We start from the raw sequence: 17,043 nt of genomic DNA, 5'->3' as shown, positions 1-17,043 counted from the left end.
CCGTCCCCCTCGCGCCGCGCCCTCATCGTGGGCGAGCTGGCTGACCTCGTGGATGGAGACGATGGGGAAGATCCGCGCCAGCACGAGGAAGCCGAAGGCGAACAGCCCGAGCGGCGCGATCAGGATCACCACGTCGTAGAAGCTGACGTGATAGGTCCGCCACAGGCTCACGGCGTGGCCGTGCGAGAGCGTGTTCCAGACGATCAGAATGCGCTCGAGCCACATGCCGAGGTTGATCACGATGGAGATGATCGCGAGCGCCCATAGGTTGAGGCGCACCCGGGCGAACCAGAGCGCCTGCGGCACGAGGCAGTTGCAGAACAACAGGCTGTAGTAGAGCCAGCGATAGTCGCCGGTGAAGAAGTAGGCGATCACCGCGCGGTCGGCGTGATCGCCGCCATACCAGCCCATGAACCACTCCGTCGCGTAGGAGAAGGTCATGACGATCGAGGCGAACAGCATCACCTTCGCCATGGCGTCGAAATGAGCCGGGGTGATCACCGCCTGAAGGTTCAGGCCCCAGCGGATGATGATGGCCAGCACCACCACCATGGCGAAGCCCGAATACATGGCTCCGACGACGAAGTAGGGCGGGAAGATCGATTCCTGCCAGCCGGGCATCAGGCTCGCGGCAAAGTCGAGGCCGACGATGGAGTGGACGGAGCAGACCAGTGGGACGGCCAAAGCGGCCATGGTCTTGTGGAAGGTCTCGTAGACCGCCCAGTGCCGCGCCGAGCCGCGCCAGCCCAGCGCCAGCGCGCCGTAGAGCCGCCGGCCGAAGCGCGACTGCGCCCGGTCGCGCATGGTCGCAAGGTCAGGCAGCAGGCCGGTGAACCAGAAGATCAGGGAGAACAGGAGGTAGCTGAGGATCGCCCAGAAATCCCAGACCAGCGCCGAGCGCCATTGCGGCCAGAGATCCATGGTGTTGGGGTAGGGCGCGAGCCAATACGAGTAGAGCGGCCGCCCGAGATGGATGATCGGGAAGATGCCGGCGATGGCGGCCGCGAACAGCGTCATCGCCTCGGCGAAGCGGTTGATCGAGGCGCGCCAGTGCTGGCGCGTCAGCAGCAGCATCGAGGAGATCAGCGTTCCGGCATTGCCGATGCCGATCCACCAGACATAGTTGGCAATCGAGAAGCCCCACACCACCGTAGTGTTCACCCCCGAGAGGCCGATGCCGACGGTGAGCACTGCGCCGATGGCGATCACCGTGGCGAGCACCAGCGGCAGCACGCCGAGGAAGGCGATGACCCAGGCCCGGCCCGGCCCGCGTCTCTGGATCGGGTCGGCGACCGCGGCGCAGATCTCGCCATAGCCGAGACGCTCGCGGGCGATCCAGCGATGGGGCTGGGCATGCCCGCTCACGCGCGATCCTCCTTCAGGTCCGGGTTCGGGGAGCGAAGGTTCGCGAGGTAGGTCGTGCGCGGGCGGGTGTTCAGCTCCTCCATCAGCGCGTAGTGGCGCGAATCCTTGCGCAGTTCGGCGATGGCGTTGCCGGGCTTGGCGAGGTCGCCGAACCGGATCGCCCGCGTCGGGCAGGCGGATTGGCAGGCGGTGACGACAGGGCCCATCTCGCGGCCGTCGCGCTCGGCCGCCTGCCGCTCGGTGGCGATGCGCTGGATGCAGTAGGTGCACTTCTCCATCACGCCGCGGGCGCGGACGGTGACGTTGGGGTTGCGCTGGGCCTTCACCGATTCCGCGCCGAGATTGGCGTAGGGTTGGCCGTCGGCGTAGCCGAAGAAGTTGAACCGGCGGACCTTGTAGGGGCAGTTCGCCTCGCAGAAGCGGGTGCCGACGCAGCGATTGTAGACCTGAAGGTTCAGTCCCTCGCCGTCATGGACCGAGGCCGCGACGGGGCAGACCGGCTCGCAGGGCGCGTGCTCGCAATGCATGCAGGGCACAGGCTGGAACCCGGCGCGCGGCGCCTCCGGGCTGCCCTCGTCATAGATATCGACCCGCAGCCAATGCATCATCCGGCCCCGCGCGATCTCTTCCGGGCCGACCACGGGCACGTTGTTCTCGGACTGGCAGGCGACGACGCAGGCGTTGCAGCCGATGCAGGCATCGGTGTCGATCACCATGGCCCAGGCATGGCCGTCGGCATCGCCCTTCCACGGATCAAGCAGGGACGGCTGATCCGCGCCGATGCCCTTCGGCTCGGCGCTCGCCAGCGCGGCCAGATCGATCTGCCGAAACAGCTTTTTTGTTTCGCCCTCGATCTCGACGTAGTTTTGCGTCCGCAGGATCGTTTCGGTTCGGTCGGACTTCGCGAGATCGACGCTGGTCACGAGCCAAGGCGACGCTTGCGTCACCAGCCCGTAGGCGTTCGCACCGATGCCGTTGCCGATGGCGCCGGCCCGCTCGCGGCCGTAGCCGAGTGTCAGCACGCCGACCCCCTCGGCAACGCCGGACTCGACGATGACCGGCACCTCGATCGAGCGTCCACCCGCGCTGGCGCGCACCACGTCGCCGGCCTCGAGCCCGCGTCGCCGGGCTTCCGCGCGTGAGAGCGCGAGCGCGTTGCCCCAGACCTGCTTCGAGATCGGCTTCGGGCATTCCTGAAGCCACGCATTGTTGGCAAAGCGCCCGTCCCAGAGGCACGGGTCGGGACGCAGTTCGACCGTCAGCCCCCCGGCCTGGCGGATCTCGGGAAGAGCCGGCAGGCGTGGCTCGCCGGGATCGACGATGGGCGCGGCGCTGTCGGCAACGACGCCGTCATGCAGGCAGCGGCGCCACCAGCCCTCGAAATCGGCGCCGCCGCGCTCCCGCCACGTCTCGCGCACGAGCGCATAGCCCGACGTCGCGCTGCGGCCGGTGAACAGCGGAAGGATCTCGTGGAGCGAGCGCCCGTCGTAGAGCGGGCGCAGCAGCGGCTGGACGAGGCTGACCGTGCCATCCGTGGCGCGAAGATCCGACCAGCTCTCCAACTCGTGCGTCAGAGGCAGGTGCCAGTGGGTCGCTCCCGCGGTCTCGTCGCCGTGCAAGCCGGCATGGACGCTGAAGCGGGCGCGGGCGATGCGCCGGGCAAGATCGAGGTCGGCCGGCGCCGTCGCGACCGGATCGCCACCGAGGATGGCGAGGCAGGTCACGCTGCCGCGGTCGAGTGCCTGGGCGAGATCGGCGAGCGTCGCCGGAATGCGGCCCTCGATCCGGTCGGGCGGCGCGATGACATCGACCGGCGCGCGAAGGCGCGCGTTGATCCAGTGGGTCAGCCCGTGCCATTCCGGCGGGAGGGCGGGGCCGGCGAGCACCAAAGCGCGACCCTGATGCGCCGCCAGATCGGCGGCGGCCGCCTGTGCGAAGCGGCGGGCCGCCTCGGGCAGATCGGGCACGGCCAAGCCGGCACCGAGCGCGTTGGCGACGCTCGTCAGGATCGCGGCCTGTTCGAGCGGCGTCACGGCGCGCCGCGCATCCGCCTTGACGCCCGTGAGCGTCAGCGCCGACTCGGCCACGTAGAGGCGCCCGAACCGGGCCGGATCGCGGCGGCGCTCGGCGAAGGCGCGCGCGAGGCGGATCTGGTCCGGACCGGCCCCGAGCGGGTCGGCGCCGACGCACAGGATCGTCTCGGCCCGGTCGAGCCGAGGCAGGGCCCGCAAGGGGCGGCCGAAGGCGAGTTCGGCCCCACGCTCGGCATTCGCCTCGTCGATCGCCTCGTGAACATGCCACACCGCCTCCGGCAGGGCCTGCAGCAGGGCATCGATCTGGCGGGCGAGCGTCGGCGAGGTGACGCGGCCGGTCACGAGATGCAGGCCGCGTCCGCGCTCGCCGCGCACGGTGGAAAGCGGCCCGCTCAGGGCGCGCTCGAACATGTCCCAGGAGGCGATGCCGTTGACGCGCTCGGTCACCGTGCGCGAGCGGTCGGGATCGTAGAGGTCGAGGATCGCGGCCTCGGCGAACACGTCGGTCGCCCCCAGGCTGCTGGGATGGAGCGGATTGCCCTCGATCTTGATCGGCCGTCCGTCGACGGCGATGGCGTGGACGCCGCGGGCCCAGCCGCTCAGGGACAGAGTCGTGGCGTAGCGCACCGGTACGCCGGGCAGAAGCTGCTCGGGCGCGCGGACATAGGGCACGATCTCTTCAACCGGCTTCGAACAGCCGCCCGCGGCGAGCGTGATGCCTGCTCCGAGCAGCCGCAGCGCCTCGCGCCGGGAGGGCGGGGTCAGCGGTGGCATATCGAGCACTCGCTCAGCCGCTCGGCTGACTTGATATGGCGCTCCTCCATGAAGCGCGCGCCGATCGCCGCCTGATCGGCCGGCGGCTTCCAGTTCATATCGAACACCGCCTCATGCGGACGCAGGTTCGGCGCCGGATCGCGGTGGCAGTCGAGGCACCAGCCCATGGTGAGCGGCGCGGCCTGCCGCATCAGCTTCATGGTCTGGACTTCACCGTGGCAGGTCGAGCAACCAACGCCCTTAGCCACGTGCACGGAATGATTAAAGTAGACATAGGCTGGCAGGTTGTGAACGCGGTTCCACTGAAGCGGCCTCTCCTCGGCGAGGCTCTGGCGCACGGGCGCAAGCATCGGTGCGTTGGTCCATTCCTGCGAATGGCAGCTCATGCAGGTCTCGGTGGGAGGAATGCCGGCGAAGGCCGCCTTCTCGACGGAGGTGTGGCAGTAGCGGCAGTCGATCCCGAGCCCACCGACATGGTGCTCGTGGCTGAAGGGAATGGGCTGCTCGCGTGTCACGTCCTGGGCCGTGGCATAGGGCGAGCGCCAAAGCGCGTAGGCGAGCCCCACGGCCAGGACCGGCGCAGCGCCGATCGAGGCAAGAACGACGCGGGCGACCGTATCCGCTCCTGGATGAAATACCTGAACCATCCCGCGCGGGCAGCCTTCCGTCCATCACCGTTCGTATCTTCGGGGATTAAGGCTGGCCGATATTCGTTCTTTCCGCAAGAATGACGATGAGATGTCGACCTAAATTGTTTGTCATCGCCCTAATACAACGATACCGACGCGTCGTATTATTCACGCCTTGCTTACAAGGCGGGTTCTTCTTCTTTCTCGGCGGCGATCTAAACGCGATGGTTTTTGCGCGCTCGGCTCCGGTGGATCTTTTCCGGCGGTCAGAACGGATGGGTGGCTCGTCTGTCGTGCATCCTCCCTCGCGACACGCCCGGCTCGGCGCCGACGCGTCGGTCACGCCTTGATGGCCGGGAAACCTCGGATGCCGGAGAAAGATCAATCGGAAATGTCGAGCTTCGTCGCTCCCCGTCACCGTCGGTCTCGACCGAACGGCCGACGCGTCGAAGGACGGTACGAGCTGTCTGTCGGTTGACCGACGTTTCGTGAACGAGACGGCGTCTGATCCGGTGCGGCGGTACGCATACGGTAAACCGGAGCGTCGAGCCGCCTGCGACGGACGCGAAGCCGGTCTCCTCGGACATTGGCTCGATAGAATGTCAGCGATGGGGACGAGCAGCGCAGCTCCTGCCTCGTCTGCCTCTTCAACGCGCGACGCTGCGTCCGCCGCCACGGCCTCAGGGTCGAACGCGTGATGACCGACGACGGCTCGGCCTCGCCGAGGACAACCTCTCGAGCATCCCCAGGATCAGACTCGTAGAACCTTACCCGGGTTGAGCAGGCCGTCCGGGTCGAGCGCCCGCTTCAGGCGAAGCGCCAAAGCCATCTCCTCGGGCCGGCGGCGGCGCGCCAGCTCGTCGACGCGGTATTGGCCAATGCCGTGCTCGGCGGAGATGCTGCCCGCGAACCGATCGACCACATCGTGCACGAGGCGGTTGATCGCGGCGCTGTCATGCTCGGGCCCGATCAGCACGTTGTAGTGCAAGTTGCCGTCGCCCATGTGGCCGAACACGTTCGGGACGGTGCCGGGCGCGCCCTCGGCCAGGGCTCGGTCGGCGGCCTCCAGGAAGGCGGGGATTGCCGGGATCGGCACCGAGACGTCGTGCTTGACCGACTTGCCCTGATGCGCCTCGCACTCGGTGATGCGCTCGCGCAGGCCCCAGAGGCCGGCAGCCTGCGCTTTCGATTCGGCGAGCACGCCGTCCACGGCATCGCCCCGCTCCAGAACTTCGCCCAGCGTGCCTTCGACGGCATCGCGCAGGCCCGAGAGGGTCGATCCCGTCTCGAGCAGGATGCACCAGGGGGAGGGCGGCAGCGGGCTCGGCAGGCCGGCATAGCGCTCTAAGAGCTCGAAGGAGCAGCGCGAGATCAGCTCGAAGGCCTGGATCGTGTCGCCGAGGCCGTCCTGCGCGGCGGCCAGCACCCGGAGCGCCGCTTCCGGGTCGGGCACCGCCAGCAGGGCGGTCTCGGTGTGGCGCGGCCGGGGCACGAGGCGCAGCACCGCCGCGGTGACAATGCCGAGCGTCCCCTCGCTGCCGATGAAGAGCTGCTTCCAGTCGTAGCCCGCATTGTCCTTGCGCAAGGCGCGCAGGCCGTCGACGACGCTGCCATCGGCGAGCACGACTTCGAGACCGAGCACGAGGTTGCGGGTCATGCCGTAGCGCAGCACGTTGATGCCGCCGGAATTGGTGGCGATCATGCCGCCGACCATCGCCGAGCCCTCCGCGCCGTAGCTCACCGGGAACAGCCGCCCGGCGGCCTCGGCCGCCGCTTGCACCGCCTGGACGACGCAGCCCGCCTCGACCTCCATCGTGAGGCCGACTGGATCGAGAGCGCGGACCGCGTTCATCCGCGCCAGCGAGAGCACGAGTTGGCGCCCCGACGCGTCGGGGGTGGCCCCGCCCGCGAGCCCGGTATGGCCGCCCTGGGGCACCAGGGTGATGCCGGCCTCGCGGCAGAGGCCGACGACCGACGCGACCTGCGCCGTGCTCGACGGCCGCGCCACGGCGGCGGGCCGCCCGGGGAACAGGCGGCGCCAGTCGATGGCGAAGGGCGCGCAATCGGCCTCGTCCGTCAGCAGGCCGCCCGATCCCAACAGATCGTCGAGACGGGCGAGAAGATCGGGGGGGAGACCGGTCGCGCTCATGGCTCGAAGGATTCCTTAGGCGATCCGCGCCTGGATCAGGCGGGTGCGCACGGTGCCGTCGATGGCGTCGAGCTCGGCGAGGATGCCGGCGCGATCGGCGGGCGCGGCGTCGGCTTCCACCACGACGTAGCCCAACTCGCCTTCGGTCTGAAGGTACTGCGACGCGATGTTGACGCCGCGCCGGGCGAAGGCTTGGTTGACGTGGCCGAGCATGCCGGGGACGTTCCGGTGCACGTGCAGGAAGCGCACGCCGCCGATGCGCGGCGGGATCTGCACCTGCGGGAAGTTGACGGCACCCAGCGTCGAACCGGTCTCGACGTAGTCGACGAGCTTGCGCGCGACCTCGGAGCCGATGCGGTCCTGCGCTTCCTCGGTCGAGCCGCCGATATGCGGCGTGAGGATCACGTTCGGGATGCCCTGGAGCGGCGAGACGAAGCGCTCGTCGTTGGAGCGCGGCTCGACGGGGAACACGTCGACCGCCGCGCCGCGCAGGCGGCCCTCCTTGAGCGCATCGGCGAGCGCGTCGAGATCGACCACGGTGCCGCGGCTGTTGTTGATGAGGTAGGCGCCGGGCTTCATCCGGCCGATGCGCTCGGCGCTCATGAGCCCGTGGGTCAGCGGCGTCTCCGGGACGTGCAGGCTCACCACGTCGCTGGCGGCGAGCAAGGCGTCCAGGCTGTCGGCCGGCTCCGTGTTGCCGTGGCGCAGCCGGTCGGTGAGATCGAAGAAGATCACCCGCATGCCCATCGCCTCGGCGAGGTTCGAGAGCTGCGCGCCGATATTGCCGTAGCCGACGATGCCGAGCGTCTTGCCACGGACCTCGTAGGAGTTCTCCGCCGACTTGTCCCAGCCGCCTTCATGCGCCGAGGCCGAGCGGGGCGTGATGCGGCGCAGCAGCATCACGATCTCGCCGATGGTCAGTTCGGCCACGCTGCGGGTGTTGGAGAAGGGCGCATTGAAGACCGGAATGCCGCGGGCGCGGGCCGCTTCCAGATCGACCTGGTTGGTGCCGACGCTGAAGCAGCCCACCGCGACGAGGGCCGGAGCGGCGTCGAGCAGGCCGGTCGTCACCTGCGTGCGCGAGCGGATGCCGAGGACATGCGCCCCGGCGAGCACATCGGCATCCGCCGAGCCGATCGCGCGCGGCAGGCGCCGCACGTGGTGGAGGCTCGCCCGCGCGAGGACCTCGACCGCCGACGGCGCGATATTCTCGGCCAGGACGATGTTGACCTGATCCTGAAGGGTGAAGCTGTCCGTGCCCGGCATGGTCCTGCCTGCGCCTCTCGTCGTTGAGCGCCCGCCACATACACAAATGTTGCGGTGCGGCAATCGCCGGCGGCTCAGTGTGAGCGACGACTGGGACGAATCGTGACGCGTTTCTCCCGGAAAGCCGGCCGGACCATGGCGTCCCGCCGATTCCGCGGTCTCGGGCTCGAGCGCGACGAGAGAGCGCTTGCCTGCGTCGCGCGGTCGGCGGCTGCGCGAGGAAAGGTCGTGTCAGCCAGCAAGCCGGCGCAGCTCGCCGCGGGCGATGCCGACGAGGGTTCGAGTTGCGAGCGCGGCGATGCCGGCCGTGGCCAGGGCGAGCAGCGCCAGCGCCAGGATGTCGGCGGGGACCGCGCGGACGTGTTCGGCGTAGCGCAGGGCCGCCACCGCCATGGCAGCGAGCGGGAAGCTCACCGCCCACCACGAGACGCGGAACGGGCAGCAGCGCGGCAAGTCGCGCAGGCGGCCGAGAAGGACCACGAACATGAACAGGCCGACGAGAAACAGCGCCTCGGCGAAGGCGTCGATCCGCCCGAAGGTCGCCGTGTAGCTGGAGAAGCCGACGGCGAAGGGCGCGACCAGGATCATCAGCGTCGGCCGCTGGGCCGGCGGCAGCGGCTCCTCGAAGACGAGGCGGGCGAAGACCAGGGTGAAGAGCGGGCCGGCGAAGAACAGGCCGATGCTCAGCGCGGCCATCGCCAGCGTCTGCGTGTGGGGCAGGCTCAGTGCGGGAGCAGCGAGGGGGATGTCGAGGAGGCCGACCACCGGCACCATCCAGGCAGGCGTCGCGTGGGCGAGCTGCTGGCGGCTGCCCATCCAGCGGCTGACGATGAGGACGGCGAACAGGGCCATGCCACCCGTGCCGACGATCCAGGCCGCGGCCGCGAGCGCCGGGCTGAGGTCGTGCAGCACGAAGGGCAGGAGCAGCAGGCTGATCAGGACGGTGCCGAACAGGTTGCCGGCGATCGGATGGCGGAACTCGGCCGTCACCGCCGGCCAGGCCGTAACCGCCTTCGCGCCGTAGGCCAGCGCGAGGGCGAGGAAGGTGAGGACGGCGCCCCAGCCGATCGCATCGGCAACGAGGGCAGGCAGGCCGTACCGCGCCGCCGCGAGGCGCCACGCGACGCTCAGGCCCGTCAGCCCCATCACGGAGCCGAACAGGGCGACCGGAAGGTAATCGAACCGCGGCACCGGGACGGCGGGCGCCTCCGTCGCCGCCGGCGCCAGGGGAGCGGCCATACCGCCGCCGTCAGACACCGGACAGGCGCGTCTTGGCGAGCGGCAGGCTGCGCACCCGCTGCCCGGTGAGCACCGCGACCGCGTTGACCACCGCGGGCGGCACGCCGGGCAGGCCCGGTTCGCCGATGCCGCCCATCGGCGCCCCGCTCTCGACGATGGCCACGTGGACCCTCGGCATCCGCGTGCGGTCGAGGATCGGGTAGGTGTCGAAGTTCCGCGCCTGCCGCTGCCCGTTCTCGTAGACCACCTGTTCGAGAAGCGTGGAGGAGAGGCCGAGCGCCGCCGCGCTCTCGACCTGCCGCTTCACGATCGCCGGGTTGACGACGCTGCCCGGATCGATGGCGATCCAGAGGTCGTGCACCCGCGCCTCGCCGTCCTCGAGCGAGACCTCGGCGATGGTGGCCGTCTCCGAGCCGAAGGGCGAGGCCATGGAGACGCCCCGCGCCCGGCGCGTGCCATCCTCGGCGGCGAAGGGTCCGCGCCGCCAGCCTCCCGCGAGTTCCGCCACTTTCCGCAGCAGGGTGGCGTGGCGCGGGCTGTTCGCCAGGAGTGCCATGCGCAGGTCGAACGGGTCCCGGCCTCCGGCCGCGGCAATTTCGTCGAGGAAGCTCTCGTAGAAGTAGTCGTTCATCGAGTGACCGACCGAGCGCCAGAAGGCGATCGTGACGGGATGTGCCACGCGCACGTAGTCGAGGCGGCGGTTCGGGATGGCGTAGGGCTTCTTGTCGAGACCCTCGACGACGGAGGAATCGACCGGCGACGTGAATAACGCGCCGAACCAGCGGCTGATCGGGCCTTCTCCCACGGCGGTGGTCTGGAGCGCCACCGGCATCCCGTTGGGCCCGAGCGCGGCCTTGAAGCGGGCAAAGCTCAGGGGCCGCACGGCGTCCATGCCGAACTCCTCCTCGCGCGACCACAGCACCCGCACGGGCCGGCCGGTCGCCTTGGCGAGCAGGATCGCCTGCGGGAAGGGGTTGGCCGGGCCGTAGGCGAAGTGGCGCCCGAAGAAGCCCCCAAGCATCGGCGAATGAATGCGCACCTGCTCCGGCTGCAGCCCCGCGGTCTTCGCGGCGATCTGCTGGAACAGCTCCGGCATCTGGTTGGGCACCCACAGATCGAGGCTGCCATCCGCCGTGAACCGGGCGACCGCCGAGGGCGGTTCGAGCTGGGCATGGGCGAGGTAGGGCGCGTCGTATTCCGCCTCGATCACCTTGGCGGCGTTCGCGAAGGCCGCTCCCGGGTCGCCCTCCTGCTCGGCCGGGAGGCTGGGCTCGGTTGTGCCCTTCAGCGCCGCAAGCATCGCCGCCGAGGAGAAGGTGGCCGAGACGGTGGCGATGCCCTCCGGCGCGGGTTCGCTCCACGTCACCTGAAGGGCCTCCGCACCCTTGCGTGCCCGCCACCACGAATCGGCGAGCACCGCCACCGCGCCGGGCAGGCGATGGACCGAGTGGACACCCGGCATCGCGCGGACTTCAGCCTCGTTGGCGACCGCCCGCGGCTCGGTGCCGAGATGCGGCGCGTGCTGCACGGCGGCGTGCAGCATCGCGTCGAGGCGTATGTCGATGGCGTAGGTCGCCCGCCCCGTCGCCTTGTCGCGCATATCGAGCCGGGCCACCGGCCGGCCGATCCAGCGGAAGTCTTTCGGGTTCTTCAGCGCAACGTCGTCGCGCGGCAGGAGCGCCAGGGCGGCCTGTGCCACCTCGCCATAGCCGAGGGTCCGGCCGGAGGCGGCGTGAATCACGCGCCCGTCGTCGGTGGTCAGGCTATCCTGCGGCACGGCGAGCCGTGCGGCGGCGGCGCGCAGCAGCATCTCGCGGGCGGTGGCGCCGAGACGGCGCATCGCCTCGAAGCTGGAGCGGGTCGAGAAGCTGCCGCCGGTCATCCGCAGTCCGTTGACAACGGCGTAGTCGGGGCCGGGCGGAGCGCATTCCACCGTGAAGCGGGCGGGGTCGAGGTCGAGTTCCTCGCCGATGGTCTGGGCGAGGCCGGTATTGATGCCCTGGCCGCCCTCGACGAAGGGGCTGAGCAGACGCACGCCGCCGTCCGGACGGATTTCGAGGAAGGCGGCCACGCGGGTGCCGGGCTTTGCCGCCACCGCCGCCGGACCTTCCGCGCGGGTCTGCGCCACGGCTTCCTTCGACAGATCGATGCCGAGGAGGAGGGCGCCCGAGGCGATCCCGAGGAAGCCGCGCCGCGAGAGGTTGCGCACCGGCTCCGATTGAGGCCGGGCGGCGATGCCGAGGCGGTGGTGGGGCGTGAGGTCGTTCATCCCCGCCTCCTCAGGCCGCGGCCTGCCGCACGGCGGCGGCAATGGCGTTGTAGGTTCCGCAACGGCACAGATTGGTCATGGCTGCGGCGATCGCATCCTCGGAGGGTTTCGGCGTCTCCTTCAGGAGCCCCGTCGCGGCCATGACTTGGCCCGACTGGCAGTAGCCGCATTGCGGCACCTCGATCCCGACCCAGGCCGCCACGACGCGGGCGCCGACCGGATCGGCCTCGATCGCCTCGATGGTGGTCACCGTTTGCGCACCGACGCTCTCGACCGGCATCTGGCAGGATCGGATCGCCTGCCCGTCGATGAGCACGGTGCAGGCACCGCATTGGCCGATGCCGCAACCGTATTTGGTGCCGGTGAGGCCAATCGTGTCACGCAGCACGAACAGAAGCGGCGTGTCCGGCTCTACATCGATCGAATGTTGATGGCCATTGATCGAAAGGCTTATCATCAACCGACTCCCTCGAGTCTTCGCGTTTCAATATCCATGCTCGTTGGCGGCTTGGCAATTGGCAACGCCGTAAACACGGCAATTCCGGCCATCGACGCGCAACGGTTCGTCTGCCGCGCGGTCGGCGCGGGGCGTTCGGGCTCCACCCCGGCCCCGGGGAAGAACTTGATCCTTCCGGAACCCGATCGCCGCTCAAGCTGCGCGGTAGCGCGCGGCCGGGACGGCACTCGACAGATGCGGCAGCATGGTCGCGCGTGCGGCCTCCCAGGCGTCCCATTCGGCCGCGTCCTGAAGCGAGGGGATGGTGGCGAACTCGCCCCGGTCGAGGCCGGCCAGGGCCGCATCGACCAAATCCTCCGCCGACATCACCCACTCCTTCGGCAGGTTGCTCGCGGGCAGGCCGGCCACGTCCCAGAACTCGGTTCCGGTCGCGCCGGGCAGCACCACCTGCACCGCGACCCCGGTGCCCGCGAGTTCCTTGCGCAGGGCGTGGCTGAAGCCGAGGACGAACGACTTCGAGCCGCCATAGACCCCGTTCAGAACCTCCGGGCCGATGGCGACGATCGAGGCGATGTTGATGATCGTGCCCTGTCCGCGGCTCGTGAAGGCCGGCACCGCCGCGTAGGTCAGGCGCATCGGCGCGGTGACGTTGATGGCGATCATCCGCTCCATCTCATCGACCGAGGCCGCAGCGAGCGGCGCGGCGGAGCCGAAGCCGGCATTGTTGACGAGATGCGTGATGCCCGCCTCGTCCTTCAGGATCGCCTCGACCACGGCAAGCCCCGCCCGGTCCGTCAGATCGGCCTCGACGGTCCGAACCGACACGCCGTGGCGGCGGGTGAGATCCTCGGCGACGGCGTCGAGCCGCGCCTTGTTGCGGGCGACGAGGATGAGATCGTGGCCGCGCCCGGCGAAGCGGTCGGCGTAGACGGCGCCGATGCCGGAGGAGGCGCCGGTGATCAGCACGGTTCCCTGGGTCATGATCGTGGGTCCTGTCGTGAAGCGCGACCGGACTGCCCGGCGCTGGCGATGACATAACCCTACGCCTGGACGGCGATGTCCTGAATGACGTATAAACGTCAAAATAGGACATGCGGCGGAGGGCCGGATGCGGCAGGTCGGGTTCATCCTCGAGGACGGGTTTCAGGTGATGGGGCTCGCCGCCCTGTCGGCGTTCGAGTTCGCCAACACGGATCTCGGCCGCGAGGCCTATGGGCTGCGCGTCATGTCGGAGCGGGGCGGCACCGTCCGCTCCTCGCTGCGCATCGGCATCGAGACCGTGCCTCTGGCGGACGCACCCGACACGCTGATGGTCGTCGGCGAGTTGCAGCCGCGCCCGCTCTCGCCGGGCCTGCGCGCTTACATCGCCGAGGCTGGCCGGACCTCGCGGCGTGTCGCCGGGCTCTGTACGGGGGCCTTCGCGTTGGCCGAGGCCGGGCTGCTCGACGGCCGGGTGGCAACGACCCACTGGGCCCATGCCCGCGACATGCAGGAGCGCTTCCCCCTGATCCGCGTCGATGACGACCGCATCTTCGTGGCCGACGGGAATGTCTGGACCTCGGCGGGGATGAGTGCGGCGATCGACCTGACGCTGGCGCTGATCGAGGACGACCACGGCGCGGAGCTCTCCCGCGCCATCGCCCGCAAGCTCGTCGTCTACCACCGCCGCCCCGGCGGTCAGTCACAATTCTCGGCCCTGCTCGAACTGGAGCCGCGCTCCGATCGGATCCGCCGTGCCCTCGTCTACGCCAAGGAGAACCTGCGCCGCCCGCTGACTGTCGAAGAGATGGCAGAGGCCGCGCGCGTCAGCCCGCGCCAGTTCAGCCGGGTGTTTCGCGAGGAGACGGGTCAATCCCCGGCCAAGGCCGTGGAGCGGCTGCGGCTCGAGGCCGCCAAGGCCATGCTCGAGGACGGCCGCCACTCCCTCGACGTGGTCGCGCGCGATACCGGCTTCACCGACCGCGACCGCATGCGCCGCGCCTTCCTGCGCGCCTTCGGCCACCCGCCGCAGAGCCTGCGCCGGAGCCTGCGCCTGATCGAGGGCGGCGACGAAGCAGCCGGATGATGCCCGCGGCGCACCGAAACACGGCGTGGGCCGCCGGTCGCTCAGCCGGCAAGCCGTGGTGAAGACTCCTGGCCCGCATAGGCCATGAGTTCGTCCCGCAGATACGGTGCCGTCCGGCTCCCTCGCGCCTCGGCCACGTCCTCGGGATGACCGGCCGCCACGATGGTGCCGCCGAGGTTTCCGGCGCCGGGCCCCACGTCGATGACGTGATCGGCTCCGGCGACGATGCGCATGTCGTGCTCGACCATGACGACCGCGTTGCCCGCATCGACCAGGCCGTTGAGCTGGAGCATGAGGCGGTCCACGTCGGTCGGGTGCAGCCCGGTCGTCGGCTCGTCGAGAACGTAGAGTGTGCCCCCGCGCTGGCCCCTCTGAAGCTCCGTGGCGAGCTTGATGCGCTGGGCTTCCCCGCCGGAGAGTTCGGTCGCCGGCTGGCCCAGGCGCAGGTAGCCGAGGCCCAAATCTCGCAGCACGGCCAGCGGCCGCAGCACGGACGGCTCGTCCGCGAAGGCTTCGCAGGCGCGCTCGACGGTGAGCCCGAGCACGTCCGCGATGGTCAGCCCGTTCCAGGTGACCTCCAGCGTGTCGGGCGCGTAGCGGGTGCCGTGGCAGGTCGGGCAGGGGGCGTAGACGCTCGGCATGAACAGGAGTTCGACGCTGACGAAGCCTTCGCCCTCGCAGGCCGGGCAACGGCCCTTCGCGACGTTGAAGGAGAAGCGGCCGGCGTCGTAGCGGCGCTTGCGTGCCTCGGGGGTGGCGGCGAACAGCTTGCGGACGGCGTCGAATAGGCCGGTATAAGTCGCGAGATTCGAGCGGGGCGTGCGCCCGATCGGTTTCTGATCGACCTTCACCAGACGCCGGATCCCGTCCATGCCGCCGACGATGCGCCCCTCCGTCGGGCCCGGCGCGTCGTCGAGCGGATCCTCCGGCTCGTCGTCGATCACGACGGGCCGTCCGAGGCGGTCGCCGACGAGCTCCAGCAGGGCTTGGCTCACGAGGCTCGATTTGCCGGAGCCGGAGATGCCCGTCACGGCGGTGAGACAGCCCAGCGGGAACGCGGCCGAGACCCCGCGCAGGTTGTTGCGGACAATGCCTTCCAGGCGCAGCCATCCCGAAGGCTCCCGCCGCGGGCGCTGCGGCGGCTCGGCCATGCCGAACAGGTGGAGACGCGTGCGCGACGCCTCCACGTCGCGGAGGCCTTCCGGCGGCCCGCTATAGAGCACGGTGCCGCCGTGCTCGCCCGCCGCCGGACCCACATCGACGAGCCAGTCGGCGCGGCGCATCGTACCGATGTCGTGCTCGACGACGAACAACGAATTGCCCGAGGCGAGCAGCCCGGCCAGCGCGTCGTGCATGGCATCGCCGTCGGCGGGGTGCAGCCCGGCCGTAGGCTCGTCGAGCACGTAGGCCACGCCGAAGAGCTGGGAGCGGAGCTGGGTGGCGAGGCGCAGCCGCTGCAGCTCGCCCGACGACAGGGTTGTGGTCACCCGGTCCAGCGACAGGTAGCCCAGACCCAGCTCCGTCAGCGTTCCGATCCGGTCGATGAGGTCGGCGGCGAGGCGCTGGGCGGCCAGCCGCTTCTCGATCGAGAGGTTCGGCGTCGCGCGCACGTCCGGCGCGCCCGCATGGGCCGACGCCCCGGACGCGGCGCGCCGGGCGCGATCCTGCCGGCCCGTGTCGCGGTCGAGGGTGTCCGGCGCGGTGCCGTCGGCCTCGTCGGGCAGGCGGTCCTCGGCGGCCGGCCGCATCGCTTCGGCCAGGTCGGCGAGCGGCATGCGCGAGAGCTCGCCGATATCCAGCCCCGCGAAGGTGACCGAGAGCGCTTCGGGCTTCAGGCGCTTGCCTTGGCAGACCGGGCAATCCTCACTCACGAGGTAGCTTGCCGCCCTTCGGCGCATGAGGGCGCTTTGCGAGTTGGTGAAGGTGCCGAGCACGTGGCGGCGGGCGCTCGTGAACGTGCCCATATAGCTCGGCTCCAGGCGACGCCGGCGGGCCAGCCGCGTCTGCTCCGGGGAGAGTCCGGCATAGACCGGCTCCTGCGGCTGGTCGTCCGTGAACAGGATCCAGTCGCGCAGCGCCTTCGGCAGGTCCTTCCAGGGCGTGTCGACATCGACGCCGCGGCTCACCAGGATGTCCCGCAGGTTCTGCCCGCCCCAGGCTTGCGGCCAGGCCGCGACGGCGCGCTCGCGGATCGTCAGCGAAGGGTCGGGCACCATCGACGCTTCCGTCGCCTGATAGACCCGTCCGAGCCCGCCGCAGGAGGGGCAGGCGCCCTGGGGCGTGTTGGGCGAAAAGTCCTCCGCGTAGAGCATCGGCTGGCCCGGCGGGTAGGAGCCGGCGCGCGAATACATCATCCGCACCAAGCTCGACAGGGTGGTGACGCTGCCGACCGAGGAGCGTGCGCTCGGCGTGCCGCGCTGCTGCTGGAGGGCGACCGCCGGGGGAAGCCCCTCGATGGAATCGACGTCGGGCACCCCGACCTGATCGATCATCCGGCGCGCGTAGGGCGCGACCGACTCGAAGTAGCGCCTCTGGGCCTCCGCGTAGAGCGTACCGAAGGCGAGCGAGGACTTGCCGGAGCCCGAGACGCCGGTGAACACCACGAGGGCGTCGCGCGGCACCTCCACGTCGACGTCGCGCAGATTGTGCTCCCGGGCACCCTTTACCGTGACGTAGCCCGGCCGTCCCGCGCCGGCCCGGGCGATCCTGACCCGTTCCTTGGGCTTGGCTTGATCCATCGGCATCCCTCTCGGCGCCTCCACGCGGGGGCGCCGGACGCCCCCGCGCCGACTAGAGG

General features: G+C 70.1%; 10 protein-coding genes and 2 pseudogenes. 2 read left to right on the top strand and 10 right to left on the bottom strand.

Translation table 11 applies throughout. The features are described from left to right. Positions 1-3 precede the first annotated feature (3 nt). From nrfD to MSPGM_RS00980, 3 genes and pseudogenes are all read right to left on the bottom strand, one after another. Positions 4-1,365: pseudogene (nrfD, locus tag MSPGM_RS00990) on the bottom strand (NrfD/PsrC family molybdoenzyme membrane anchor subunit); the annotation flags it as partial. Then, the gene (locus tag MSPGM_RS00985) at positions 1,362-4,172 is read right to left on the bottom strand and encodes a 4Fe-4S dicluster domain-containing protein (protein WP_209688025.1); all 2,811 of its coding nucleotides are present in this window, start codon (positions 4,170-4,172) and stop codon (positions 1,362-1,364) included. The gene MSPGM_RS00985 and the pseudogene nrfD, both read right to left, overlap by 4 nt. Further along, on the bottom strand, positions 4,160-4,819 hold the full coding sequence (locus MSPGM_RS00980) for a cytochrome c3 family protein (RefSeq protein ID WP_004447869.1): 660 nt from the start codon (positions 4,817-4,819) through the stop codon (positions 4,160-4,162). The genes MSPGM_RS00985 and MSPGM_RS00980 overlap by 13 nt, the downstream gene beginning before the upstream one ends. Before the next feature lie 595 nt (positions 4,820-5,414). Here MSPGM_RS00980 and MSPGM_RS00975 point away from each other — a divergent pair. Next, positions 5,415-5,519: pseudogene (locus tag MSPGM_RS00975) on the top strand (IS481 family transposase); the annotation flags it as partial. A 33-nt stretch (positions 5,520-5,552) separates the two neighbouring features. Here MSPGM_RS00975 and MSPGM_RS00970 read toward each other — a convergent pair. From MSPGM_RS00970 to MSPGM_RS00945, 6 genes are all read right to left on the bottom strand, one after another. After that, a complete protein-coding gene (locus MSPGM_RS00970) occupies positions 5,553-6,950 on the bottom strand; it encodes an FAD-binding oxidoreductase (RefSeq protein ID WP_012751990.1) in 1,398 nt (465 codons plus the stop codon). A gap of 15 nt (positions 6,951-6,965) precedes the next feature. Further along, on the bottom strand, positions 6,966-8,216 hold the full coding sequence (serA, locus tag MSPGM_RS00965; RefSeq protein WP_261926122.1) for a phosphoglycerate dehydrogenase: 1,251 nt from the start codon (positions 8,214-8,216) through the stop codon (positions 6,966-6,968). 231 nt (positions 8,217-8,447) lie between these two features. Then, a complete protein-coding gene (locus MSPGM_RS00960; RefSeq protein WP_003605632.1) occupies positions 8,448-9,455 on the bottom strand; it encodes an SLAC1 anion channel family protein in 1,008 nt (335 codons plus the stop codon). 10 nt (positions 9,456-9,465) lie between these two features. Continuing rightward, complete coding sequence (locus tag MSPGM_RS00955; protein ID WP_003605633.1) at positions 9,466-11,724, bottom strand: xanthine dehydrogenase family protein molybdopterin-binding subunit; 2,259 nt, start codon at positions 11,722-11,724, stop codon at positions 9,466-9,468. 10 nt (positions 11,725-11,734) lie between these two features. After that, complete coding sequence (locus tag MSPGM_RS00950; RefSeq protein WP_003605635.1) at positions 11,735-12,181, bottom strand: (2Fe-2S)-binding protein; 447 nt, start codon at positions 12,179-12,181, stop codon at positions 11,735-11,737. A gap of 192 nt (positions 12,182-12,373) precedes the next feature. Continuing rightward, positions 12,374-13,162, bottom strand: coding sequence for an SDR family NAD(P)-dependent oxidoreductase (locus MSPGM_RS00945; protein WP_003605637.1), 789 nt, complete (start codon positions 13,160-13,162; stop codon positions 12,374-12,376). 127 nt (positions 13,163-13,289) lie between these two features. On the opposite strand from MSPGM_RS00945, the gene MSPGM_RS00940 reads away from it, so the two are divergent. Beyond that, a complete protein-coding gene (locus MSPGM_RS00940) occupies positions 13,290-14,246 on the top strand; it encodes a GlxA family transcriptional regulator (RefSeq protein WP_012751989.1) in 957 nt (318 codons plus the stop codon). Between the two features lie 41 nt (positions 14,247-14,287). Here MSPGM_RS00940 and MSPGM_RS00935 read toward each other — a convergent pair whose 3' ends face one another. Further along, on the bottom strand, positions 14,288-16,984 hold the full coding sequence (locus tag MSPGM_RS00935; RefSeq protein WP_209688026.1) for an excinuclease ABC subunit UvrA: 2,697 nt from the start codon (positions 16,982-16,984) through the stop codon (positions 14,288-14,290). Between the last annotated feature and the right edge of the window lie 59 nt (positions 16,985-17,043).

It is taken from the genome of Methylorubrum sp. GM97 (assembly GCF_024347855.1).
Taxonomy (GTDB): domain Bacteria; phylum Pseudomonadota; class Alphaproteobacteria; order Rhizobiales; family Beijerinckiaceae; genus Methylobacterium; species Methylobacterium extorquens.
This window is presented reverse-complemented; position numbering and strand designations above follow the sequence as displayed.

Excerpts from the sequence above, each read along its gene's own strand:
- MSPGM_RS00985 (WP_209688025.1), bottom strand. The coding sequence starts at position 4,172 with ATGCCACCGCTGACCCCGCCCTCCCGGCGCGAGGCGCTGCGGCTGCTC.
- MSPGM_RS00980 (WP_004447869.1), bottom strand. The coding sequence starts at position 4,819 with ATGGTTCAGGTATTTCATCCAGGAGCGGATACGGTCGCCCGCGTCGTT.
- MSPGM_RS00970 (WP_012751990.1), bottom strand. The coding sequence starts at position 6,950 with ATGAGCGCGACCGGTCTCCCCCCCGATCTTCTCGCCCGTCTCGACGAT.
- serA (WP_261926122.1), bottom strand. The coding sequence starts at position 8,216 with ATGCCGGGCACGGACAGCTTCACCCTTCAGGATCAGGTCAACATCGTC.
- MSPGM_RS00960 (WP_003605632.1), bottom strand. The coding sequence starts at position 9,455 with ATGGCCGCTCCCCTGGCGCCGGCGGCGACGGAGGCGCCCGCCGTCCCG.
- MSPGM_RS00955 (WP_003605633.1), bottom strand. The coding sequence starts at position 11,724 with ATGAACGACCTCACGCCCCACCACCGCCTCGGCATCGCCGCCCGGCCT.
- MSPGM_RS00950 (WP_003605635.1), bottom strand. The coding sequence starts at position 12,181 with ATGATAAGCCTTTCGATCAATGGCCATCAACATTCGATCGATGTAGAG.
- MSPGM_RS00945 (WP_003605637.1), bottom strand. The coding sequence starts at position 13,162 with ATGACCCAGGGAACCGTGCTGATCACCGGCGCCTCCTCCGGCATCGGC.
- MSPGM_RS00940 (WP_012751989.1), top strand. The coding sequence starts at position 13,290 with ATGCGGCAGGTCGGGTTCATCCTCGAGGACGGGTTTCAGGTGATGGGG.
- MSPGM_RS00935 (WP_209688026.1), bottom strand. The coding sequence starts at position 16,984 with ATGGATCAAGCCAAGCCCAAGGAACGGGTCAGGATCGCCCGGGCCGGC.